21 protein-coding genes are annotated in these 21,691 nt (G+C 71.6%); 14 read left to right on the forward strand and 7 right to left on the reverse strand.

The window, feature by feature from the left end:
• Window positions 1–160 precede the first annotated feature (160 nt).
• Complete coding sequence (locus ACWC5O_RS24050) at window positions 161–2,221, reverse strand: thioredoxin domain-containing protein (RefSeq protein WP_450583854.1); 2,061 nt, start codon at window positions 2,219–2,221, stop codon at window positions 161–163.
• A 133-nt stretch (window positions 2,222–2,354) separates the two neighbouring features.
• On the reverse strand, window positions 2,355–2,957 hold the full coding sequence (locus tag ACWC5O_RS24055; RefSeq protein WP_450583855.1) for an ArsR/SmtB family transcription factor: 603 nt from the start codon (window positions 2,955–2,957) through the stop codon (window positions 2,355–2,357).
• Window positions 2,958–3,072: 115 nt separating this feature from the next.
• Here ACWC5O_RS24055 and ACWC5O_RS24060 point away from each other — a divergent pair, with 115 nt between their 5' ends.
• Both ACWC5O_RS24060 and ACWC5O_RS24065 read left to right on the forward strand, forming a co-directional pair.
• The gene (locus tag ACWC5O_RS24060; RefSeq protein ID WP_450583857.1) at window positions 3,073–3,531 is read left to right on the forward strand and encodes a hypothetical protein; all 459 of its coding nucleotides are present in this window, start codon (window positions 3,073–3,075) and stop codon (window positions 3,529–3,531) included.
• 76 nt (window positions 3,532–3,607) lie between these two features.
• Window positions 3,608–6,811: a tetratricopeptide repeat protein gene (locus tag ACWC5O_RS24065; RefSeq protein ID WP_450583859.1), complete on the forward strand. Its 3,204-nt coding sequence runs from the start codon at window positions 3,608–3,610 to the stop codon at window positions 6,809–6,811.
• Between the two features lie 4 nt (window positions 6,812–6,815).
• Here the strand turns inward: ACWC5O_RS24065 and ACWC5O_RS24070 are convergent, their stop codons facing one another.
• On the reverse strand, window positions 6,816–7,049 hold the full coding sequence (locus ACWC5O_RS24070) for a hypothetical protein (protein WP_450583860.1): 234 nt from the start codon (window positions 7,047–7,049) through the stop codon (window positions 6,816–6,818).
• Window positions 7,042–7,902, reverse strand: a complete 861-nt coding sequence (mca, locus tag ACWC5O_RS24075; protein WP_450584161.1) for a mycothiol conjugate amidase Mca — start codon at window positions 7,900–7,902, stop codon at window positions 7,042–7,044. The genes ACWC5O_RS24070 and mca overlap by 8 nt, the downstream gene beginning before the upstream one ends.
• A gap of 123 nt (window positions 7,903–8,025) precedes the next feature.
• Here mca and ACWC5O_RS24080 point away from each other — a divergent pair, with 123 nt between their 5' ends.
• Entirely contained in the window at window positions 8,026–8,424 is a 399-nt protein-coding gene (locus ACWC5O_RS24080; protein ID WP_450583862.1) for a DUF4307 domain-containing protein, read from the forward strand.
• Between the two features lie 171 nt (window positions 8,425–8,595).
• Window positions 8,596–9,096, forward strand: a complete 501-nt coding sequence (gene greA / locus ACWC5O_RS24085; protein ID WP_450583863.1) for a transcription elongation factor GreA — start codon at window positions 8,596–8,598, stop codon at window positions 9,094–9,096.
• Window positions 9,097–9,383: 287 nt separating this feature from the next.
• Here greA and ilvA read toward each other — a convergent pair whose 3' ends face one another.
• On the reverse strand, window positions 9,384–10,613 hold the full coding sequence (ilvA, locus tag ACWC5O_RS24090) for a threonine ammonia-lyase (protein WP_450583865.1): 1,230 nt from the start codon (window positions 10,611–10,613) through the stop codon (window positions 9,384–9,386).
• A gap of 162 nt (window positions 10,614–10,775) precedes the next feature.
• Here ilvA and ACWC5O_RS24095 point away from each other — a divergent pair, with 162 nt between their 5' ends.
• The 3 genes from ACWC5O_RS24095 to ACWC5O_RS24105 all read left to right on the forward strand — a co-directional run bounded on the left by ACWC5O_RS24095 (window position 10,776) and on the right by ACWC5O_RS24105 (window position 12,182).
• Window positions 10,776–11,279 (forward strand): MarR family winged helix-turn-helix transcriptional regulator, encoded by a 504-nt coding sequence (locus ACWC5O_RS24095; RefSeq protein ID WP_450584163.1) that lies wholly within the window; start codon window positions 10,776–10,778, stop codon window positions 11,277–11,279.
• Between the two features lie 130 nt (window positions 11,280–11,409).
• Window positions 11,410–11,937 carry a sigma factor-like helix-turn-helix DNA-binding protein gene (locus ACWC5O_RS24100; RefSeq protein WP_450583867.1) on the forward strand — a complete coding sequence of 176 codons (528 nt, stop codon included), beginning with the start codon at window positions 11,410–11,412 and terminating at the stop codon, window positions 11,935–11,937.
• On the forward strand, window positions 11,934–12,182 hold the full coding sequence (locus tag ACWC5O_RS24105) for a hypothetical protein (protein ID WP_450583868.1): 249 nt from the start codon (window positions 11,934–11,936) through the stop codon (window positions 12,180–12,182). Before ACWC5O_RS24100 ends, ACWC5O_RS24105 begins: the two co-directional genes overlap by 4 nt.
• Before the next feature lie 7 nt (window positions 12,183–12,189).
• On the opposite strand, the gene ACWC5O_RS24110 is transcribed toward ACWC5O_RS24105, so the two are convergent.
• Entirely contained in the window at window positions 12,190–13,344 is a 1,155-nt protein-coding gene (locus ACWC5O_RS24110; protein ID WP_450583870.1) for a cystathionine gamma-synthase, read from the reverse strand.
• 119 nt (window positions 13,345–13,463) lie between these two features.
• On the opposite strand from ACWC5O_RS24110, the gene ACWC5O_RS24115 reads away from it, so the two are divergent.
• From ACWC5O_RS24115 to ACWC5O_RS24130, 4 genes are all read left to right on the forward strand, one after another.
• On the forward strand, window positions 13,464–14,582 hold the full coding sequence (locus ACWC5O_RS24115; RefSeq protein ID WP_450583871.1) for a hypothetical protein: 1,119 nt from the start codon (window positions 13,464–13,466) through the stop codon (window positions 14,580–14,582).
• 193 nt (window positions 14,583–14,775) lie between these two features.
• Window positions 14,776–16,416 carry a M48 family metallopeptidase gene (locus ACWC5O_RS24120; RefSeq protein ID WP_450583873.1) on the forward strand — a complete coding sequence of 547 codons (1,641 nt, stop codon included), beginning with the start codon at window positions 14,776–14,778 and terminating at the stop codon, window positions 16,414–16,416.
• Between the two features lie 90 nt (window positions 16,417–16,506).
• Window positions 16,507–17,598: a hypothetical protein gene (locus ACWC5O_RS24125; RefSeq protein WP_450583874.1), complete on the forward strand. Its 1,092-nt coding sequence runs from the start codon at window positions 16,507–16,509 to the stop codon at window positions 17,596–17,598.
• Between the two features lie 154 nt (window positions 17,599–17,752).
• A complete protein-coding gene (locus tag ACWC5O_RS24130; protein ID WP_450584165.1) occupies window positions 17,753–19,039 on the forward strand; it encodes an ATP-binding protein in 1,287 nt (428 codons plus the stop codon).
• A gap of 87 nt (window positions 19,040–19,126) precedes the next feature.
• On the opposite strand, the gene ACWC5O_RS24135 is transcribed toward ACWC5O_RS24130, so the two are convergent.
• The gene (locus ACWC5O_RS24135) at window positions 19,127–19,642 is read right to left on the reverse strand and encodes a DUF6448 family protein (RefSeq protein ID WP_450583875.1); all 516 of its coding nucleotides are present in this window, start codon (window positions 19,640–19,642) and stop codon (window positions 19,127–19,129) included.
• Window positions 19,643–19,843: 201 nt separating this feature from the next.
• On the opposite strand from ACWC5O_RS24135, the gene ACWC5O_RS24140 reads away from it, so the two are divergent.
• Genes ACWC5O_RS24140 through ACWC5O_RS24150 form a run of 3 tightly spaced genes read left to right on the forward strand, consistent with a single transcriptional unit; the run spans window position 19,844 to window position 21,635 of the window.
• Window positions 19,844–20,032 (forward strand): hypothetical protein, encoded by a 189-nt coding sequence (locus ACWC5O_RS24140; protein WP_450583877.1) that lies wholly within the window; start codon window positions 19,844–19,846, stop codon window positions 20,030–20,032.
• Window positions 20,029–20,682, forward strand: a complete 654-nt coding sequence (locus ACWC5O_RS24145; protein ID WP_450583879.1) for a cytochrome b N-terminal domain-containing protein — start codon at window positions 20,029–20,031, stop codon at window positions 20,680–20,682. The genes ACWC5O_RS24140 and ACWC5O_RS24145 overlap by 4 nt, the downstream gene beginning before the upstream one ends.
• Window positions 20,679–21,635, forward strand: coding sequence for a hypothetical protein (locus ACWC5O_RS24150; protein WP_450583881.1), 957 nt, complete (start codon window positions 20,679–20,681; stop codon window positions 21,633–21,635). Before ACWC5O_RS24145 ends, ACWC5O_RS24150 begins: the two co-directional genes overlap by 4 nt.
• Window positions 21,636–21,691: the final 56 nt, after the last annotated feature.

Here is a 21,691-nt window from a genome sequence, read left to right on the forward strand (position 1 = left end):
TCGCGCCGCTGTGGAGAGACTAGGGGGGATCTGTGAAGCGCGGGAGCTGTTCCGATAAATAACGTGTTTCGGAACGGTGCTACGGGTAGCGGGATCTTTCCGAACACCTGCTCACATTTGGACAGTTCGCATGGCCCGCTCCCCCGCGCATTCTGGCCGGTCAGCGAGTGTTCAGCGCTGCCCCCAGCCGCTCCGGATCCGTCGTCGGGACGTCACAGGTGAAGTTACGGCAGACGTACGCCGCCGGTTCACCGCCCACGAGCGGACGGTCGGTGAGCAGCGGGAACTCGTCACTGTCCGGAGTCCCGACGGCGACGACGGCGCCCGGCGCGGTGCCGAGCAGTGCCGTACGGTGCAGGGTGCTCGTCCGCTCGTCGGTGAGGGACGGCCCGACGACCGCGACCTCCCGGGGCCCGTCGAGCAGCCCTTCGGCGGTGGCCAGTCCCCACCCGATGAACCGCGGCACGCGCGGCCCGAGCGCCTTCACCACGCCCAACGCCCGTTCCGCCGCCGCCCGGTGGGGCTCCGAGTCGGTGTGGGCCGCATAGCTCAGCAGAGCGCCGGCCGCCGCGGTCCAGCCGGACGGGGTGGCGTTGTCGGTGGGGTCCTGGGGCCGGCGGATGAGCCGCTCGGCGTCGGAGGCGGTGTCGTAGAGGGCGCCGCTGTCAGGGTCGGTGAAGCGGGCCAGCACATGGTCGAGGAGCAGTCCGGCGAAGTCCAGCCAGACCCCCTCGCCGGTCACGGACGCGAGCGCGAGGAAGCCCTCGGCGACGTCCGCGTAGTCCTCGAGCACGCCGGCGTTCGGGCCCACCCGTCCGTCCTTGCTGGTACGGGCGAGCCGCGCGTGGTCGTCGAGATGCACGCGCACGAGAAGGTCGGCGGCGAAGACGGCGGCCTCGACGAGGTCGGGCCGCCCGAAGTAGGCGCCGGTCTCGGCGAGGGCGGCGATCGCCAGCCCGTTCCAGGCGGCGACGACCTTGTCGTCGCGTCCGGGTGCGGGCCGCTGCGCGCGCTTCTCCAGGAGGCGCTCCTTGATCGACGCGATCTTCTTGGCTTCGAAGACACGATCGGTCCGCGGGAGTTGGAGGACCGACTGCCCGTGCTCGAAGGTGCCTTCCTCGGTCACCCCGAAGTACTGGGCGGCCAGGTCGGCGTCCTCGTCCCCGAGGGTGTCCCGCAGCTGCTCGGGGGTCCACACGTAGTACGCGCCCTCGACGTGCCGCCCGCTGCCGTCGTCGCTGTCGGCGTCGAGCGCCGAGGCGAACCCGCCCTCGCCGGTGCGCAGTTCGCGCACCATGAAGTCGGCGGTCTCCAGCGCGACGCGCCGGGCCAGGTCGCTGTGTCCATCAGCGGCTCCGCCGCGGGCGGTGGCCCGCCACAGATGCGCGTACACGCGGCACAGCAGAGCGTTGTCGTACAGCATCTTCTCGAAGTGCGGCACGACCCAGTCGCGGTCGACGGAGTAGCGGGCGAACCCGCCGCCGAGCTGGTCGTAGATCCCGCCCCGGGCCATCCGCTCGCAGGTGTCCTGGGCCATCTGCAGGGCGCCCTCGGCGCCGGTGCGGGCGTGGTGGCGCAGCAGGAACTCCAGGACCATGGACGGCGGGAACTTCGGCGCGCCGCCGAATCCGCCGCGTTGCGGGTCGTACTCGCGGGTGAGCCCGAGGAGGGCCTGGGCGAGGTCCGGCTCGCCGGGAACCCGGTCGGTCTGGTAGCTGATCTCCCGCTGGGCGAGATCGCGCACGATCTTCCCGGCGACCTCGCCGACCTCGTCGCGCCGGTCGCCCCACGCCTGCCGGACACCCTCCAGCACCTGCCGGAAGGAGGGCATGCCGTGCCGGGGCACGGGCGGGAAGTAGGTGCCGAAGTAGAAGGGTTCGGCGTCCGGGGTGAGGAACACGGTCATGGGCCAGCCGCCCTGGCCGGTGGCCGCCTGGACGGCCTCCATGTAGACGGCGTCGACGTCGGGGCGTTCTTCTCGGTCGACCTTGATGTTGACGAAGTGGTCGTTCATGAAGGCCGCGGTCACCTCGTCCTCGAAGCTTTCGCTCGCGAGGACATGACACCAGTGACAGCTCGAATAGCCGACGCTCAGCAGCACGGGCACACCCCTCTCCCGCGCCTCGTCGAAGGCCTCGGCCGACCAGGGCCACCAGTCGACGGGGTTGTCGGCGTGCTGGAGCAGATACGGGGACGTCTCATGGGCCAGTCGGTTGGGCATGACCCCATCCTGCCGCAGTACCCCGCACGCGGACGTCAGGCCCAGACGGTGACCTCGAGTTTCGCCAGACCGGTGGGCGGGGGCTCCCGAGCCGGGCAGTGGGGCGCTCTGGCTGGGGGCGCCAGATCCCCGGTCAGGCGGAGGCGCCGTCGGAGACCGGCTCGCCGCTTCGCTCGTCCACGGGCTCGGGGACGGCGTAGAAACGCACCAGCACCGGGCGCGCCCCGTCCGGAGCCTCCTCGCGGGGGTGGCCGTACCGGTCGAGCAGGGCGTGATACTCCCGCATGAAGGCGAGGAGTTCCTCCCTGGTCATCCAGGTGCCGTGGCGCTGGACCTGGGCCCAGCCCTCGGGGCCGCGGTACTCCTGGTGGGCGCGGCGGTACAGGGCGGTGTCGAACTCGATCTTCAGATGCGCAAGCTGGGCCGCGGCCGCGTACTCCTCGGGGGACATCGTGGCGGGGTCGGGTGTGGTGTGGCTGAAGGGCAGCGCCCGCCACCAGCGCTCGCGCCCGCCGGACTTCTCCGGGATCTCCTCGATGAGCCGCTGCTCGGCGAGTTTGCGCAGGTGGTAGCTGGTGGTGCCGGAACTTTCGCCGAGTTCGCGGGCGAGGACGGTGGAGTTCGCCTCGCCGTGCCGGCCGAGGTAGTCGAGGATCCGGCGGCGCAGGGGGTTGCCGAGGGACTTGTAGAGAGCCGTGCGCTCAAGGCTGGTCATCTCGGGCATGCCGTCGGTCATGCGGCCACCGTAACCCTGAGAACCCTGAGGCGTCCCTGATGTCTGCCGAATTTTCTTTGCAGAATATTCTCTGCGGTCTACGGTGAGGGCAGACGAGGACGAAACGGGGGCCGCGATGAAGACAACGCTGAAGAAGTGGACGCTGATCCTGCTCGGGACGGGAGCCGTCCTGCTCGTGCCGTGGGTGGTGGTGCTCGCCCTGACCCTGCCGAGCAGCACGGAGGTTCGGCACTGGTCGCTGGCCTGGATCGGCCTCGACGTCCTCATGGCGACGGGCTGCGCCGCAACGGCCTTACTCGGCCTGCGCGCCGACCCCCGGGCCCGCCTCACGGCCGCGGCGACGGCGGCGACGGCAGTGCTGGACGCGTGGTTCGACGTGACGACGTCCCGGTCGGGCGGCGACCTGGCGATGGCTCTCGGGTGTGCGGTGGTGGAGACGGCGCTGGCAGGGGCGTGCGTGGCCATGGCGTTGTCGGAGCCGCAGAAACCGGCCGCACACCAGAAGTCGGCCGCACACCGGAAGTCGGCCGCACACAAGGGAGTTACGCCCACAAAACCCTCACCCACCCCCTGATCTCCGCCCCTCGCGTTCCCGCCATCCCCGAAGGACACTCGTAGGCAAAGGAGTTGCCACCGGAGGGGGACGGGACATGCGGGACAGCCACCGGGCGGATGCCGAGCGGCTGCTGGGGCGGGCCGTGGAGGAGGAGGTACGGCGCTCCGGCGGGAGGTCCGACGCGCAGCTGCTCCTGTCGCGCGGGCGCGGCGCACTGGACGCGATGGCGCAGACCGCCGCCGAGGAGTACGAGGCCTACACGCACGCGCTCGACGAGGCCGAGGCAGGCCGCCTCACCTTCGGCCAGCGGTACGCACGCGAGGGCGCCGGAACCGCCTTACTGGTGGCGGGCGTTGCCGCGGCGGCCGCCGCCCTCGCCGACCTGTCCCTCGGCACCGGCACCGGTACGGCCGTCGGCGCGGGTGTCGCCGTGGGTGTGGCGGGGGCCGCGGCGACCGTGGTGAAGGTGGCCGGTTCCCATCTGCCCGCCGCCCACCATCACGCGGGCGCGGCCGGCCAGCCCGGCGGCCCGGAGCAGCTGCGGCTGCAGTGGCTGACCGCGCTGGAGGTGCGCGGCATCCGCCCGTTCCTGGACCAGCAGCGGGTGCTCAGCGCCTCCACGGGACCGAAGAAGTCGAGCGGCCCGGCGCTGCGCGGTGCGGACAAGAGCGCGGCGGCCCGCAGGCGTACGGTGCTGGAGCAGTCGTTCGGGCAACTGCCCGAGCCGGACGGCCCGTTCGCGGGGCGCCGCCAGGAGCTGGCGCGGATCAGGCAGTGGGCGCAGTCGGCCCGGGCGGCCACCGAGACCCGGCCGACGGTGGTCGTGCTGCACGGAGAGCCGGGCTCGGGCCGTACGACGCTCGCGGTCCGTGCGGCGCACGACCTCAGGGACCATTTCCGTGGCGCGGTCGTCGTGGACCTGCGCGGCGGCAGCCGGGAGGAGCCGCCGCTGCCCACCCGGGACGCCCTGCTGCACCTGCTCAACCGGCTCGGCGCGCCCCGCGAGCAGCTGCTGTTCCGCGAGCGCTCCTCCCCCGACCAGCAGGTCAAGCGGCTCGGCGAGCTGTACCACCGGCATCTGACCGGCCTGCCCGTGACGATCGTGCTGGACGACGCCTCGGACCCGGAGCAGGTGCGGGCGCTGGTGCCGGAGCACTCCGACAGCCTGGTCCTGGTCACCGCCCGCACCCCGCTGGAGCTGCCCGCGGACCTGGTGGCCTGGGTGCACCATCTGCCGGTGGAGGCGCTGGACGCGGCGGGCGCCGAGGAGCTGCTGGGCGCGGCCGCGCAGGACGCGTCGGGACCGTACGACGCCGAATCCACCGACCGGATCCGGCAGTTGTGCGGGGGCCTGCCGCTGGCGCTGCGCGTCGCGGGCTCGGCGCTGGGCCCGCGCTCGCCCCGGCAGCTGGCCACGGACCTCGGCGCGTACGGCCCGGTGGAGCCGGTGGAGCGGGTGCTGTGGCTGCGCTACACCGACCAGTCGGAGAGCGCGCGCCGGCTGCTGAGGAGGCTGGCGCTGGCCGGCCGGGCCTCGCTGGGCGCGGCGGCGGCCGCCGCCCTGCTGGCCACCGACGAGCCGGAGGCGACCCGGCATCTGGCCGCGCTCGCCCGGGCCGGTCTGATCGACCATGTGCGCGGCAGCCGCTACCGGCTGCACGACCTGGTGCGTGCCTTCGCGCAGGCCCGGCTGCTGGACGAGGAGGACCCGGCCGAGCGCACGGCCGCGCAGGAGCGGCTGATCGTGAACTACGCGGAGCTGGCCGACTCGGTGCTGCGGCTGGTCGACGGCAACATGTCGACGCGCTCGGACCGGTTCGGCCCGCACGGCTTCACCTCGCTGGACGAGGCGCTGCGCTGGCTGGACGACGAGTCCAGCTTCATCACGGCGGCCCTGCGGCACGCGGAGGGCGTGAACCAGGCGGCCGTGCAGAACCTGCTCGGCGCCCTGTGCGACTACTGCCTGCTGCGCGGGGATCTGTACCGGCTGGGCGAGATCAGCGAGCTGGCCCAAGCCGTCGACGAGGGCCTGCTGGTGCGTTCCGTGCAGTGGCGCACGGGTATCGCGGCCCGCCAGCTGGGCGAGCTGGACAAGGCACGCACCACGCTCGCCTCGGTCGTGGACCTCTACCGGGAGGCGCACCACGACGCGGGCGCGGCCCGCGCCCTGTGCTCCCTCGGGATCACCCTGCACCACCAGGGCAACCTCACGGAGGCGGCCGCCAGGCTCCAGGAGGCCCTGGATCTGCAGGCGGCCGAGGAGCTGGCGACGGACCGGGCCTGGACGATGCACGCGCTGGCGGCGGTCCAGCGCGACCGCGCCCGGCTGTCGGAGGCCCTGGACCTGCTCACCCGCTCCCTGGTCCAGCACCGCGAGGGCGGCTCCCTGCACGGCGAGGCCTGGGCGCACTTCCAGCTCGGCCAGCTGGCCCTGCGGATGGGTGACGTGCCGCGCGCGGAGACGGAGCTGCGGGCCGCCCTGGAGCGGTACGGCCGTACGCACGACGCGCGCGGGGAGGCCTGGGCGCTGACCCAGCTGGCCCGGGCGCGGCTGGTCGACGGCGACGCGTCCCCCGCCGTGGAGGGGCTGCGCCAAGCGGCGGCCAGGCACCGGGAGAACGAGGACGCGCGCGGCGAGGCCTGGACGCTGTACTACCTCGGCCAGGCTCTGGAGGAGACGGGCGAACTGGACCACGCGGTCCGCGATCTCGAACGCTCCCGGCAGATGTTCTCCCGGATGCGCGACGTCTACGGCCTGGCCTGCGCCCGGCACCACTCCGCCCGGGCCACCCGGGACCAGCGGGCCGCGCAGACCGGCTCGCTGCGCAACTCGGGCTTCGCCCGCCAGCTGCTCGTGGACGCCCGCGCCGACTTCCAGCGCATCGGCGTCGCCCACGGCGAGGCCTGGACCTGCCTGGAGCTGGCGGTGGTGGACGCGGGCAACGCCCGGATCCCGCAGGCGCTGGCCCTGTGCGACGAGGCGCTGACCCTGTTCACGTCCTACGGCGACCGGCGCGGCGAGGACTGGGCCCGCTTCCTGCGCTGCACCCTGCTGCCGTACGCGGCGCCGGGCGGGGTCGACGTGGGTACGGCCGTCGCCCAGGAGGAACTGGCCCAGCTGGCCCGCGCCACGCATCCGCTGCGGGACGAGAAGCTGGCCGAGTGGGTGCCGGCCTACGCCCTGCTGCTGGAGCGGGGCGTGAGCCTGGAGGCGGGCTGGCAGGCGTGGCGGCTGCGCATGACGCCGGACCGCCACGCCCGGGAGGTGATGGGGGTGGCGGTTCCGGCCGGGCGCTGAGCGGTCAGGCCCGCTGTTCCGTGGGGTCGGCCGTCTTGTCGGCCCCGGCGGCCGGGGACTCGGTGAAGGCGACCTTCTGCATGTGCTTGTTCATCGACTTCATCAGCCCCCACACCGCCAGGGCCATCACCGCGAAGACGATGAAGCCGAGGACGCCGGGGGTGACCTTGTTCTCGTCGACCTCCTTGGCGAGGGGGACGAGGTGCGTCAGTGCCAGGCTTGCGCTCATGTCAGGCATTGTCGCGGATGCCCGCGAAGAGGTCGTCCTCGGGGAGGGAGGTGTCGACGAGCGACTTCGACAGCTCGTACTCCTCCGTGGGCCAGACCGCCTTCTGCAGCTCCAGCGGCACCTTGAACCAGCCGCCGTCGGGGTCGATCTGCGTGGCGTGGGCGATCAGCGCCTTGTCGCGGATCTCGAAGAAGTCCGCGCACGGGATGTGCGTGGTCAGCGTGCGCTCGGTGCGCTCGAACTCCTTCCAGCGCTTGAGCCACTCCCCGTAGGGCGAGTCCAGGCCGCGGTCGAGCATCGCCTGGTGCAGGGCCTCGGTGCGGGGGCGGTTGAAGCCCTGGTTGTAGTAGAGCTTGAGCGGCTGGTAGGCCAAGCCGTACTCGCTCTCGGGGTACTTCTCGGTGTCCGACGCGCCCTCGAACGCCACCATCGAGATCTTGTGGGTCATGATGTGGTCGGGATGCGGGTAGCCGCCGTTCTCGTCGTAGGTGGTGATCACCTGCGGGCGGAACGAGCGGATCTTCCGGACGAGCTCACCGGCCGCCTTGTCGACGTCCTCCAAGGCGAAGCAGCCCTCGGGCAGCGGGGGCAGCGGGTCGCCCTCGGGCAGGCCGGAGTCGACGAAGCCGAGCCACTCCTGCTTGATCCCGAGGATCTCGCGGGCCTCGTCCATCTCCTTCTTGCGTACCTCGTGGATGTGCTCCTCGATGTACTTGTCGCCCTGCAGCTTGGGGTTGAGGATGGACCCGCGCTCTCCACCGGTGCAGGTCACCACCAGCACGTCCACCCCCTCGAACACGTACTTCGCCATGGTCGCCGCGCCCTTGCTCGACTCGTCGTCGGGGTGCGCGTGCACGGCCATCAGTCGCAGCTGGTCAGTCAAGACTCGATCCTCGTATGTCGGCGCCCCCGCGTCCTGGGGTGCGTTCGGCGGCTTCTATAGTGACCGAATCGGGGGGCGAATAATTCCGCGGAGAGGACGATCATGAGCACGGCGAGCGCGCGGCTGCCCGAGGGCCGCTACGGCCGTTCCTCGGACGAGCGTGCCGACCGCAAGCTCAAGATCGCCGGTTCGGTGCTGGGCGCGGCCCTGCTAGCGCTGGTCGGATACTTCGCCTACCACTACGTCGCGCAGAACGAGATCAGCGCCCAGGTGATCACCTTCCGGGCCTCGGACGACGCGGTCAAGGTGCACCTGGAGGTCCACAAGGACTCCGGGGCCGACGGCTACTGCACCCTGCGCTCCCAGTCGGCGGACGGTGCCGAGGTGGGCCGGGCGGACTTCCGCTTCACGGGTTCGGCCACGCGCATCGACAAGGTCGTCACGCTCCGTACGACGGCCAAGGGGACGACGGCCGAGCTGCTCGGCTGCCACACCGGTTGATCCTTCACTCGCAATGCATACGCCCTGAGCTGCATTGATGAGAATCTGATGGCTTATGTCCTCCCCCTTCCGCCATTGAATTGTTAGGCTCGTGGTTTCGCCCATCCAAGAAGGAACATTCTTCTGGGTAGGGCGATGCTTTGTATTCCCAGTACCGACGAGGAGCACCCTGTGACCCAGACCAGCGAGAACGTCACCTGGCTGACCCAGGAGGCGTACAACAAGCTCAAGGACGAGCTTGAGTACCTTACTGGTCCTGCGCGCACGGAGATCGCCGCCAAGATCGCGGCCGCGCGCGAGGAGGGCGACCTGCGCGAGAACGGCGGGTACCACGCTGCCAAGGAGGAGCAGGGCAAGCAGGAGCTGCGTGTGCGCCAGCTGACCCAGCTTCTGGAGAACGCCCAGGTGGGCGAGGCTCCGGCCTCCGCGGACGGTGCCGTCGCGCCCGGCATGGTCGTCACGATCGCCTTCGACGGTGACGAGGACGACACGCTGACGTTCCTGCTCGCCTCCCGCGAGTACGCGAGCACCGACATCGAGACGTACTCGCCGCAGTCCCCGCTGGGTGCCGGCGTGATCGGCCACAAGGTCGGCGAGGACGCGGAGTACGAGCTGCCGAACGGCAAGAAGGCCTCGGTGCGGATCCTGAAGGCCGACCCGTACTCGGGCTGATCCCACTCACCGCTTCGCCTCGCGCCCCCGGCGTCCGCGTGACACCGGGGGCGCAGCCATGTCGTCAAGCGGTCGCCGAGCGGTACGTACGGACGGCGGGGCTGCGGAAAGGCCAGGTTTGTCCGCTCGGCGCCGCCTGCGGTTTTCCACCTGGGGCTTTCCGTGCGCGAACCGGCGGACAGGCGGCCGACGGACCGGCGCCACACGACACACCATAACGCGACATGACGCGTTTCTCGCTGGTTTTCCCCGACCGAGTGCCCGCCCGCTCCAGGCCCCGGCCGGCCTCAGTCGATGACCGTGTAGCCCGCCTCGCGCAGGGCCTGGCCGACCTCGGCGCAGTGCGCCGGTCCCTTCGTCTCGAGGTGCAGCTCCACCTCCGCCTCCGTGAGCCCGAGCCGGGGATCGGTGCGTACGTGACTCACGTCGAGGACGTTGGCGTCGACCGCCGACAACACCCCGAGGAGCGTGGCGAGGGCGCCCGGACGGTCCGTCAGCCGCAGCCGAACGGCCAGGTAGCGGCCCTGCGCGGCCATGCCGTGGCGCAGCACCCGCTGTAGCAGCACCGGGTCGACGTTGCCGCCGGAGAGCACCGCGACGACCGGGCCGGGGAAGGCTCCGGGATCGCCGAGCAGGGCCGCCACCGGGCTCGCCCCGGCCGGTTCCACGACCAGCTTGGCCCGCTCCAGGCACAGCAGCAGCGCGGCCGACAGCTGGTCCTCGCTGACCGTGCGTACCTCGTCCACCAGCTTCTGGACGATCCCGAACGGCACGAGGCCGGGCCGCCCCACCCGGATGCCGTCGGCCATCGTCACCGGGTTCTCCACCGACACCGGACGGCCGGCCGCGAGCGAGGGCGGGTAGGCCGCGGCGCCCTCCGCCTGCACCCCGACGATCCGCACGTCCGGCCTGAGCGCCTTCACCGCGACCGCTATACCGGCCACCAGCCCGCCGCCGCCGACGCCGACGACGATCGTGCGCACCTCCGGGCACTGCTCCAGGATCTCCAGGCCGACCGTGCCCTGACCGGCGATGACGTCCGGGTGGTCGAAGGGGTGGATGAACACCGCGCCCGTACGCTCCGCGTACTCCTGGGCGGCGGCCAGCGTCTCGTCGACCACCTGGCCCTGCAGGCGCACCTCGGCGCCGTAGTCCCGGGTCGCGCTGATCTTCGGCAGCGGGGCGCCCTTCGGCATGAACACCGTGGCGTGCACCCCGAGCAGCGCGGAGGCGAGCGCCACACCCTGCGCGTGGTTCCCGGCGCTCGCGGCCACCACCCCGGCGGCACGTTCCTCCGGCAGCAGACCGGCGATCCGGACGTAGGCGCCGCGCAGCTTGAACGAGCCGGTCCGCTGCAGGTTCTCGCACTTGAAGTGCACCGGCGCGCCGACCAGCTGGGACAGGTGGCGGCTGCCCTCCATCGCCGTCACACGTGCCACACCGGAGAGCATCTTCTGGGCTCCGCGCACATCGTCGAGGGTGACGGAACGCAAGGAGTCAGTCGTGCCGTAGCTCATGACTCAAGTCTCGCAGTTCACGGTCGCACACGGCGGGTGTGACCAAGCTCCGAGACCGGTTTGGCCCGGGCCGGTACGGCCCGCCCCCGGGCCGCGTACCCTGTCCCCCAACCCAGCAGCCCTTCATGAAGCGAGCCTCCGGCCATGCCCACAACACCTGAAATGTCGATGGACATGACGACCGTCGGTGACACCGGTCTTCTCGACACCCTCCAGCACGAGGTGGCGGTGTTCGCCCGCCGTGCCGAACAGACCCGGCTCGGCGGCGTCGGACAGGTGCGCAACTCCATGGACCGCGCCGCGTACCTGCTGCTCAACCGCCTCGACAAGGAAGGCCCGATGGGCGTCAAGGCGCTCGCCGCGAGCATGGGGATCGACTCCTCCACGGTCACCCGGCAGGTGGCCCCGCTGGTCGACACCGGGCTCGTCAAGCGCACCTCGCACCCGGAGGACGGGCGGGCTGTGGTGCTCCAGCTGTCGCCGCGCGGGTCCTCGCGGCTGGAGGAAGTGCGTTCGTCACGGCGTCGGTTGATGGCCGAGCTGACACACGACTGGGCGCCGGAGGAGCGCGAGCAGTTCTGCACGCTCCTCACGCGCTTCAACACCGCGCTCTCCTCGCGGATGGCGGTCCACGTGCCGTCCTCGGAGCAGCCGCCGACGTCCTGAGGCCGACCGCACTGGTGCGGTCCCGAGTCTTGACCTCGAGCCGCCGCTGGCCTCATATGAGACCGGGTCCTGCGTCGTGCGCGGTTCGCCTGTCCCGTACCGGACAGGACCTCCTCAGGGGGGAGGCACGGTGCGTGATCGGCAGGCATCCCGTGCTGCCCGTCGGGCCCGGGAGTTCGAGGCGTTCGTCGCGGGCGCGGCAGGACGGCTGCTGCACACCGCCACGCTGCTCACCGCGGAGGCGCCGGACGCCAACCCGCGCGCGCGGCGCCTGCTGACGCTGGCGCTCGCCCACACCTACGCCGGCTGGGACCGGCTGCACGGCGACGACCCCTACGACTGCGCCCGCCAGTACCTCGCCACCCGATTCCAGCGCGGGGCCTGGCACCACTACGGCGCCGTCGGCCGCGCCCGGCCGCATCCGCGCAGCCCGCTCGTCGAACTGAACCCGCAGGAACGGCTGGTCCTGGTGCTGCGGATGTACGAGGGAGTCGCCGAGGAACAGGCGGCGGCCCTGCTCGGCCTGCCCGTCGAGCGGGTGCACTCGATCTGCGACCGGGCCACGGCCACCGTGCTGCATCCGGCGCCCGCGCCCGCCCCGCGCGCGACGAGGGCGACGCCGTCCTGGGCCTCGCGGCCCGCCGGGAGGCCCAGGTGAACCGTCCCCAGCGAGAGGCCGCCGTACGGCGGATCCTGGAGCAGACCCCGGCACCCCTGCCGCCGGACCTGTACGGCGAGGCCGTGCGCCGCGGCGACCGCATGCTGGGCCGCCGGCGGCTCGCCCGCCGCCTGTGGTGGCTGCTGCTGTGCGCCGCGGCGGTGGCGTTCACCGTCTGGGCGGTGAACGTCCATCCCTGGGTGGAGCCGCCCTCGCAGACGACTCCACCGATCACCGGCTGGTGAACCTCGTCTAGCCGAGGGCCTGCTGCAGGTCCTCCAGCAGGTCGTCGACGTTCTCGATGCCCACGGACAGGCGCACCAGGTCGGCGGGGACCTCCAGGGCGGAACCGGCCGCGGATGCGTGCGTCATCCGGCCGGGGTGCTCGATGAGCGACTCGACACCGCCGAGCGACTCGCCGAGGGTGAACACCTTGGCGCGGTTGCACACCTGGACGGCGGCCTCCTCGCCGCCCTCGACCTGGAAGGACACCATGCCGCCGAACGCCTTCATCTGCTTGGCGGCGACCTCGTGGCCGGCGTGCCCGGGCAGACCCGGGTACAGGACGCGGGTCACGCGCGGGTGCCGGGTCAGCATGTCGGCGATCCGCGTGGCGTTCTCGCTGTGCCGGTCCATGCGCACCGCGAGGGTCTTGGTGCCGCGCAGCACCAGCCAGGAGTCGAAGGGGCCGGCGACGGCGCCCATCGCGTTCTGGTGGTAGGCCAGCTCCTCGCCCAGCGCCTGGTCGGAGACGATCAGCGCACCGCCGACCACGTCCGAGTGGCCGCCCATGTACTTGGTCAGGGAGTGCACGACGACATCCGCCCCGAGCGACAGCGGCTGCTGGAGGTAGGGCGTGGCGAAGGTGTTGTCGACGACGAGCTTGGCACCGGCGTCGTGGGCGATCTGGGCGACGGTGGCGATGTCGGTGATGCCGAGCAGCGGGTTGGAGGGGGTCTCCACCCACACGGCCTTGGTCTTCGGGGTGATCGCGGCCCGCACGGAGGCCGGGTCGCTGGTGTCGGCGACGGACCACTCCACGCCCCACCGGCTGACGACCTTGGCGAAGAGGCGGAAGGTGCCGCCGTAGGCGTCGTTCGGGATCACGACGTGGTCGCCGGGGCTGAGCAGCGTGCGCAGCAGGGTGTCCTCGGCCGCCAGGCCGGACGCGAACGCGAGGCCGCGGCGGCCGCCCTCCAGTGCGGCGAGGTTCTCCTCCAGGGCGGTCCTGGTGGGGTTGGCGCTACGGCTGTACTCGTAGCCGCCGCGCAGGCCGCCGACGCCGTCCTGCTTGTAGGTCGAGACCTGGTAGATCGGCGGGACGACCGCGCCGGTGAGGGGATCCGCGGTGTTGCCCGCGTGGATCGCGAGAGTCTCGAAGTGCTGACTGATGTGCCTGTCGCTCATGTCCACCGAGCGTAGTGCGCCCGACCGGATGCCGGTGTCCGCACACGGGCATCGAGGTTTTCCACAGGCCCGGCGGGCGGGGTTGGCCAATTGTCGGCGGCGTCTGGTTCGCTGGAGTCATGTCGATTCTCTGGCTGCTCATGGCGCTGGTCCTGCTGGGCTTCGTGCTGCTCCCGATCATTCGGCGCAGACGCGGGGCCGTCGGACTGGTGCCCCCGGGCCACCCGGACGCCGCCGACCCGGCGGACTACGGCTTCGTGCGCCAGGAGGAGCTGGACGTGCGGATGCCCGGCCCCGACCAGGACCTGCTGGAGGTCCTGGAGCTGGTGCAGCGCACGCAGGACTACCGCGCGGCGGCCCAGCTGCTGGCCGGCACCGAGGCCGAGGGCGAGGCGCGCTGGCAGCGGGTGCAGGCCTTCGCCGGTGCGGCGGCGCTGGAGCTGAGGCAGCGGCCGGGCGGGGTGCACGAGACGCCGGGCGGGCAGTGGCTCAGGGTGTGGCGGGCCGAGCAGCCCAAGGACGCGGGCGGCGCGGCGGTGCACGCCGAGTTCCTGGTGCAGCAGGCGTGGCGGACGTCGACGCCGGGCACGGACGACTTCCGCATCATCATGGAGGAGGCCAGGCAGGCCTGCGCGCAGGCGACGCTGGCGGCCCCCGGCGACCCGGTGCCGTACATCGTCGAGCTGTCCGTCGCCCGCGGTCTCGCCTATCCGCAGCCCGAGTTCGAGAAGCTGTGGCTGAACATCCTGGACCGCGACCCGAACCACATGGGCGCGCATCTGGCCGCGCTGCACTACTGGTGCGAGAAGTGGCACGGCTCGCGCGAGCTGGCGTACGCGTTCGCCGAGGCCGCGGCGGCCCGCGCACCCGAGGGCTCGCTGCTCGCCGCGCTGCCGCTGTTCGCGGTCTTCGAGCACCTCCCCGAGGTGAACCTGGTCGCGAGCTTCTACCAGAGCGAGGTCGTCACCAAGGCGATGCACGGCGCGCTGCACGCGGTGCACACGGCCCGCCCAGACGACCCGATGCTGGCGCACGTCCGCCATCTGCTGCTCTTCTTCCTGGTCCGCGCCGAGCGCTGGGCGGAGGCCATGGACCAGCTGATACACGTCGACGGCCATGTGGGCGCGCTGCCGTGGACGCTGTCCGCCGAGCCGGCCGCCGCGTTCGCGGTCTACCGCGCGCTGGCGGTGGCGGGGTACGAGGCGAACGGCGGCAGCCCGGCGACCCTGCCCGGCTGACCTGCCGGGCCCTGGATCAAGTGGATTGCCCTGCTGACCTGCGGTAGGGCATACTCCGCATGCTCCGAGTTTGCTCTTGCTTTGCCTTGGGTCGGCTCCGGGTGTGCTCCGAGTCCCCCCACACTCACCGGCAGCACCGTGGTGCGGTGTTCGCCATGTCCATGTCTCTGGGTCCTGTGGGGGGATCTGCCCGATGGGCGCAACTCTGCGCGCGCTGCGCGCCCTGGTCCTGCTGTGCGGCTTCTATCTGCTGAGCCTGCTGCTGCTCGCGGCGCTGGTCGGTGTCGACGTCGCCGCGTTCGGCTGGGGGCTGCGCGGCCCCGCCGCCGTCAAGCTCTTCATCGTCACCGCGGTGCTCGCCGTGCCCGTCGTACGAGGCATGTTCATGCTGCGCACGCCCTGGGGCGAGGAGCCGGCCGGCATCCCGGTCACCGAGGCCGACGAGCCCCGGCTGTGGGCGCTGGTCCGGGAACTCGCGGCGGCGACCGGTACCCGCGCCCCCGACCGGATCCTGCTCACCGCCGACGTCAACGCGGCCGTCAGCGAGGAGCCCCGCCTGCTCGGCCTGCTCCCCGGCCCGCGCCGCCTCTACCTCGGCGTGCCGCTGCTGACCGGTCTGACCGAGGCGCAGCTGCGCGCCGTGCTCGCCCACGAGTACGGCCACTTCACCGGCGGCGACACCCGGCTGTCCGCGCTCGTGGTGCGCGGCCGGGTGCAGATCGCCCGGGTCATCGGGCAGTTCCACGCCAAGGCCGACGACAAGGTGGCCGCCGACCGCGCCCGCCAGGAGAGGACCTCGGCCAAGCGGGTCGCCAAGGGCAGGAAGGCGAAGCAGGTCGACACCAGCGGGGTCGGGGCGACGTACAGGATGATGGCGAAGATCTACGCCGCGTACGGCAAGCTCTACCTGCGCGCCTCCCTGTCCACGGCCCGCGCCCAGGAGCACGCGGCCGACCTGGCCGCCGCCCGCATCGCCGGGCGCGACGCGACCGCCTCGGCGCTGCGCGAGATCCCCGCCCTGGTCTCCTCCCACGACTTCTACCTCGACTCCTACGCCGCCCTGGGCCTGCCCGTACGGCTGCTGCCGCCGCGCGGCGAGTTCTTCGGCGGCTTCGGCCGGCTGCTGACGGCCCGCGAACAGGAACTGGCGGAGCTGCGGACCGATCTGCCGACCGAGCCCGCCTCGCCGTACGACTCCCATCCGCCGACGGCCGAACGAGTGCGCCGGATCGAGGCGCTGCCCGACGACGGACGCACCGAGGAGGCCGAGGTCGCGGCCCTCGCCCTGCTCACCGACCCGCGGCGCACCCTGACCGCGCTGGAGGACACCGTCCTGACGGACGAGGTGCTCGCCTTCGGGCGCACGGCCACGTGGCAGGAGCTGTTGGAGGCCTCCATGGCCGAGGGCATGTCCTCCGTACGCACCCCGCTGCACCGGGCGCTCGCCGACTACACCGGGCAGCCGGCGACGCTGTCCGCGCTGCTGGAGGTCATCGACGACGGCCGGCTGTGGCGGGTGGCGGAGCGGCTGCCGCTGTCCGAGGAGGCGTCCGCGGCGAAGGGCCGGGCCTTCCGCGAGTTCGTCCGGCCCCGGCTGCGCGACTCGCTGCGGACGATGGTGCTGGCCGAGTTCAGCGCCCGTTCGCTGCTGCACTGGGAGTTCTCCTGGTCCTGCGCGGCCACCGTCCGGCTGCCCGGCTGGACGTCGGAGAACACACCGGACGACGGCCCCGAGGCCGCGCTCGACGCGGCGGTGGAGGCGGCGCTCGCCGACCACCCCGACACCGCACCGCTGCGGGCACTGCTGCCACCGGTGGCGCCCCAGCCCGCGTGAGCGGCAGACCCTACGCGCCGTAGCCGCCCCTTCGCCACTCCCCCTCGACTCCCCCTCGACTCACCCTCGACGAAACGGACCGCACCCTCCATGACCGTGCTGCTCTGGATCCTGGCCGTCCTGGCCGTCCCCACGCTCATCTTCGTGGTGTGGATCGCCGGGGTGTTCCTGAAGGAGTTCTTCAAGCCGAGCCCCGATGACGGCACCGAGGCCGCGCAGGCCGCCGAGAAGCTCGGGCTGCTGCCCGCCGAACGGCAGAACATGGACCACTCCGCCCCGCTGCCCGCCGACTGGGCCGCCGCCCTCGACGCGGTGCGCCGGGGTGACTGGCAGCCCGCCGCGACGGCGCTGCGCGCCGTCGGCCGGGACTGGGAGCGCCGTTCGACGCTCACCGGCCACCTCGCCACGCTCGCGGCCAAGGACGACGAGTGGCTGCTGGCCTGGGAGGCCGCGCGCCCCGAGGACCCGGACGCGGCCGTGGTCCGGGCGCAGAGCACGGTGTACCTCGCCTGGGAGCTGCGGGGTGCGAAGAAGGCCAAGTACACGACGCAGGAGCAGTTCCAGGGCTTCCACCGGACGCTGGTGGGCGCACGCGAGGAGATCGCGCGGGCGGCCGCCCTCAATCCCGACGACCCCACGCCGTACGTCGCGGAGATCTGGGTGGCGCTCGGCCTCGGGTACGCGAACGCCGAGCTGGACAAGCTCTGGGCAGAGATCAAGACCCGCGCCCCGCACCACTTCGGGGCCCACTTCTCGGCTCTCCAGTACTGGTGCGCGAAGTGGCGGGGCTCCCGGCAGCTGGCGTTCGACTTCGCCGAGCGTGCGGCCGCCGAGGCCCCGCTGGGCAGCCTGCTGACGGCGCTGCCGCTCATCGCGCACTTCGAGCACGACGAGTCGACCGACACCGCGGCCGACAACACGCCCGAGATGGTGGCCAGGGTCGACGCGGGCCTCGCGGACGCGGCGGCCGCCGACCCCACCCACCCGGGCCTGGCACAGCTGCGCCACCTGCTGGCGTTCTACCTCCACCTCCAGGACCGGCACGAGGCGGCGCTGGAGCAGTTCAAGCTGGTCGACGGGTACGTGGAAGCACTGCCGTGGAGCTACCGGGGCGACGGCGCGGCGGCGTACTACTGCCAGGTCCGCAACGACACGGTGCGGGCGGTGGCGGCAGAGGCCTGACCGGAATGCGGCGGAGGTCCGGGCCGTTGGACGACGTGCCAGGCGTCCTGGGCACCCCGCTCCTCAATAGGTGTCGCTCCCGCCGAAGGATGACTGGCTGGGTTCGTCGCCGAACGCCCTGGCTGGGATAATGGGACTCTCCCGCCGGGTGAGGGTGGTGGCCATGCCCGCTTGGCATCTGCGCGACTATCGCGACGACGATCTCGACCAGGCCATTCAGATCTGGGACCAGAGCCGCCGGGGCTACGAGGACCGGGTGTTTCCCGTATCCGAGGTCATGGCTGCGGCCAAGGGCGGTCAGACGGCGGTCGTCGCAGTGGTCGGGGACGAACTCGTGGGCATGGCCGTGGCCCAGGCGCACGGCAAGCGAGGGTGGATCCTCTTGGTGGCGCTCGCCTCCCGATGGCGCGAGCGCGGGATCGGCAGTGCGCTCCTCGCCGAGCTGGAGCGGCGCCTACGAGCACTGGGCACGCGCCACATCAGCGCGCTTCTGCCCGCCGGTGCCGCCGGGACGAAGGCCCTGGAGAACTCCGGCTACCGGTTCCGCGACGACCTGACCTACTACGAGAAGCTCGAACCCCCCGGAACCGCCAACGCCGACGTTCTCGCGGCGTTGGGCGGTCGCATGCTCCCCGAGGGGCTCTGGGACGCCATGGCCGGCATGGAGCGCGAGAAGCAAGTGGTCGAACGCCGTGTCGTGCTCCCGCTGACGGAGCCTGCGCTGGCCGACCGTTACGGTGTCGCCCCTCCCAAGGCGATCATCCTGTTCGGCCCCCCTGGCACCGGGAAGACCAGCTTCGCCAAAGCGGTCGCCTCGCGGCTCGGCTGGCCGTTCGTGGAGCTCTTTCCGTCCCGGCTCGCGGCCGACACGAGCGAGGGGCTGGCCGCGGCGCTTCGGGAGGCCTTCGCGGATCTGGCGGAACTGGACTCGGTGCTGCTCTTCATCGACGAGGTCGAGGAGATCGCCGGCGTGCGGTCCGGGAAAGCGGTCGACCCAGGGCACGGGGTGACCAACGAGCTGCTCAAACTGATCCCTGGCTTCCGCGAGCACGACGCGCGGCTGCTGGCCTGCGCCACCAATTCCGTGCGTTCGCTCGATCCGGCCTTCCTGAGGCCGGGCCGGTTCGACTATGTCATTCCCATCGGCCCGCCGGACCCGACCGCCCGCGCGGCGATCTGGACCCGCTATCTCAGGACCGCCGGCGATTCGGTGGACCTCACCCAACTGGTCGAGGCCAGCGAGCTGTTCACCCCTGCCGACATCGAGTTCGCCGCCCGTAAGGGCGCGCAGGCGGCGTTCGAGCGTGAGGTCATGGAGCGGGAGGGCCGACCGGCCAACACCGACGACTACATAACCGCCATCGCCGACACCCGGCCGACGCTCACCGCACAGGCGATCAAGGAGTTCACCGAGGACATCGAGAAGTACAGCCGCCTCTGAGACCCGGCCCCGGCCCGGCCGTCGAGCCGAGCCGGACGAGCCGACATACGACCCCGGCCACCACCGCGTGGCAGGCAGTATCCCCGTTCACGTGGTGGCGGAGGTGGAACACGCCTGCTTGTACAGGCCATGGGCCCATACCTGCAGTCCGAGCCCGGCCTCCACATATGCGCGAGCGGCAGCCACTCCCTCACCGACGTGCTCCTTGAGGGCCAGTGCAGCTCCGAGACGATCTTCTACCCGCTCCCGGACGATCTCGCACAGCACCGCGGTCAGCTCGTCCGCGGAACCGGTGTCGAGAGCACGCTCGGCAGCCGGAATCACCGGACCGATGTCGAGCCCCGCCGGCTTGAGCCCGGTGAAAGGAGCGCCCTCACCAGCACGGTGCACACGGACCGCCGTCTCGAAGAACCAGCGATCGGCCACTTCCCGTGCCTCCCGGCCGAGCGCCCGCGCCTTGAGAGCGAGACCGAAGGCCTCACGGACTTCCGGCTCTCCCTCCGCGGACACGTAGGGATACACGTGATCGATGTTCTTGTCTTCCAATGCCAGACGCGCGGCCGTGACAACGGGACCGTCGAGAGAATCGCAATGCGGTGGCATCGCCGATCACCTCTTTCGTCATCCATCTCGATCATCGACTCACACGGAGTGGCCGGCGAGTGGCCGGCGAAGGAAGAGGTCCGCCCCGGGCAGGGCCGCTCCTGTGCGATTGAGCCGTTCGGCCTACGGTCCGGTCGGCCGGGAGGCCGGGAGACTCGCAAGGCGCTCTACTTGATCTTGGCCTCTGAGAGGAGTCGCATCATGACAGGACACCCGCACTCCGTCGAACGCGTCCTTGCCGCGCCCATCGATCTCAACGGTACCGGGCTCTATGTGCACTGGGGTGTGGTGCAGCTGTCTGTCGCCAACCTGGTGGTCATCGGGGTGATGCTGGTGGTCTTCGTGGCGGCTCTGCTCCTCCCGTTCCCCCGAGGGCGAGGCCGAGGATGAGCGAGGCAGGCGGAGTCGGCGGAGGCTGGACCGGAGCACTCCGGCGACGGGCGGTACGGGCACTGCCCCCGGACAAGCTGCTGCCGGACACCCAGCCCGCATACATGGCCTCGTGGATCTACGTCTTCGGCGTGCTCACCGTGGCCGCGCTGATCGTCGTCCTGGTCACCGGTGGGGTCCTGGCCCTGAAGGGGCCCGCGTGGTGGCACGTCTCGGGAACCGGCAAGTACGTGAACGGCCTGCACCTGTGGAGCGTCGAGCTGTTCATGTTCTTCATGGTCATCCACCTGTGGGGCAAGTTCTTCATGGCCGCCTGGCGCGGTCGGCGGGCGGCGACCTGGATCACCGGTGCGGTGTGTTTCTTCACCTCGATCGGCACTGCCTTCACCGGCTACCTGGTCCAGCAGAACTTCGACTCCCAGTGGATCGCCGGCCAGGCCAAGGACGGGCTCAACTCGGTCGGCATCGGCGCGTTCTTCAACGTGCTGGACTTCGGCCAGATGCTGATGTGGCACATCGTCCTGCTGCCCTTCGTCCTCGGTCTGCTGACGGTCTGGCACATCCTGCTGGTCCGGCTGCGCGGGATCGTGCCACCGATCGACGCCACCACCGGTCCCGCGGACGCGACCACGCGGGAGGCAGCGCGATGAAAGGACGCCACCGTGAGTCCGCCGTGCCGGACCCGGCTGCCTTCCCCACAAGGCCGTACGACCTGGTCAAGGAGTTCACGATCGCGCTGGTCGTGGTCGCGCTGCTCACCGCGGTCCTGGCCGCCGTCTTCTCCTCGCCCGACGTCAAGCCGGTGACCCTGGCCTCCTGGGCGCGGGCCGACGGCGCCGACTTCACCGCGACCGCCGTGACCGAACTCGGCGGCACCAGCGGAACGGCCGAGTACGGGCCGCCGTACAACCACACGCCGGGCGCGGCGCAGAAGCTCGGCCCGGTCGGGCTGCAGAGCGCCGCGGGCGTCCGCATCCCGGTGGACACGGCGAAGGACTTCGTGCTGCGTCCGCTGCGCGACGTCCCGGAACCGCCCGCCGTCACCGCGGCCCTCGCCACCTGGGACGCCGCCCCGGCCGCCCGGCACCAGGCATGGGCCGCGGCCTACTCCGACGCCCTGGCCAAGGCCCGCGGCGGCGCCCCCTCGAAGGGCGACTACGGCCCGGTCCCCGTTCTCACCGCACGCCTCCTCGAACTGGCCCGCAGCGGCGCGTTGGACGGCGAACTCCAGGCGGAGGGCAAGTTCTACCAGACCGACTACACCCGTCCGCTGCTCTTCCTCTCCGACGGCTCCCACCTGGAGTCGCTGGCCCGTGCCGAGCACCTCGGCGGCGACCAGTGGGGGATGATGAACGAGACCGGGAACTTCCCTGGCCAGGCGTGGCTGTGGCTCTACACCTTCTGGTACCAGATCGAGCCCTTCAAGTCCTCCGGCAACGCCGACGCCCTGATCTGGGGTGTGATGGCCCTGCTCAGCCTGGGCCTGGTGCTGGTGCCCTTCATCCCCGGCGTGCGATCGGTGCCGCGCTGGACGCGGGTGCACCGGCTGATCTGGCGCACGTACTACCGCGAGCAGGCTGTGGAACAGAACCGGCGGAAGTGATCCCCGCCCTCAGACGTGACCCCCTGCGGTTCCTTCGAGGATCCGGATATTTTCGA

The sequence above is a fragment of the Streptomyces sp. NPDC001450 genome (genome assembly GCF_053597295.1).

Coding starts and splice junctions, on each gene's coding strand:
- ACWC5O_RS24080 (WP_450583862.1), top strand. CDS start 8,026: ATGAGCACGGCGAGCGCGCGGCTGCCCGAGGGCCGCTACGGCCGTTCC.
- ACWC5O_RS24120 (WP_450583873.1), top strand. CDS start 14,776: ATGGGCGCAACTCTGCGCGCGCTGCGCGCCCTGGTCCTGCTGTGCGGC.
- ACWC5O_RS24145 (WP_450583879.1), top strand. CDS start 20,029: ATGAGCGAGGCAGGCGGAGTCGGCGGAGGCTGGACCGGAGCACTCCGG.
- ACWC5O_RS24055 (WP_450583855.1), bottom strand. CDS start 2,957: ATGACCGACGGCATGCCCGAGATGACCAGCCTTGAGCGCACGGCTCTC.
- ACWC5O_RS24095 (WP_450584163.1), top strand. CDS start 10,776: ATGTCGATGGACATGACGACCGTCGGTGACACCGGTCTTCTCGACACC.
- mca (WP_450584161.1), bottom strand. CDS start 7,902: ATGGCCGTGCACGCGCACCCCGACGACGAGTCGAGCAAGGGCGCGGCG.
- ACWC5O_RS24115 (WP_450583871.1), top strand. CDS start 13,464: ATGTCGATTCTCTGGCTGCTCATGGCGCTGGTCCTGCTGGGCTTCGTG.
- ACWC5O_RS24060 (WP_450583857.1), top strand. CDS start 3,073: ATGAAGACAACGCTGAAGAAGTGGACGCTGATCCTGCTCGGGACGGGA.
- ACWC5O_RS24065 (WP_450583859.1), top strand. CDS start 3,608: ATGCGGGACAGCCACCGGGCGGATGCCGAGCGGCTGCTGGGGCGGGCC.
- ilvA (WP_450583865.1), bottom strand. CDS start 10,613: ATGAGCTACGGCACGACTGACTCCTTGCGTTCCGTCACCCTCGACGAT.
- ACWC5O_RS24150 (WP_450583881.1), top strand. CDS start 20,679: ATGAAAGGACGCCACCGTGAGTCCGCCGTGCCGGACCCGGCTGCCTTC.
- ACWC5O_RS24070 (WP_450583860.1), bottom strand. CDS start 7,049: ATGCCTGACATGAGCGCAAGCCTGGCACTGACGCACCTCGTCCCCCTC.
- ACWC5O_RS24140 (WP_450583877.1), top strand. CDS start 19,844: ATGACAGGACACCCGCACTCCGTCGAACGCGTCCTTGCCGCGCCCATC.
- ACWC5O_RS24050 (WP_450583854.1), bottom strand. CDS start 2,221: ATGCCCAACCGACTGGCCCATGAGACGTCCCCGTATCTGCTCCAGCAC.
- ACWC5O_RS24135 (WP_450583875.1), bottom strand. CDS start 19,642: ATGCCACCGCATTGCGATTCTCTCGACGGTCCCGTTGTCACGGCCGCG.
- ACWC5O_RS24125 (WP_450583874.1), top strand. CDS start 16,507: ATGACCGTGCTGCTCTGGATCCTGGCCGTCCTGGCCGTCCCCACGCTC.
- ACWC5O_RS24110 (WP_450583870.1), bottom strand. CDS start 13,344: ATGAGCGACAGGCACATCAGTCAGCACTTCGAGACTCTCGCGATCCAC.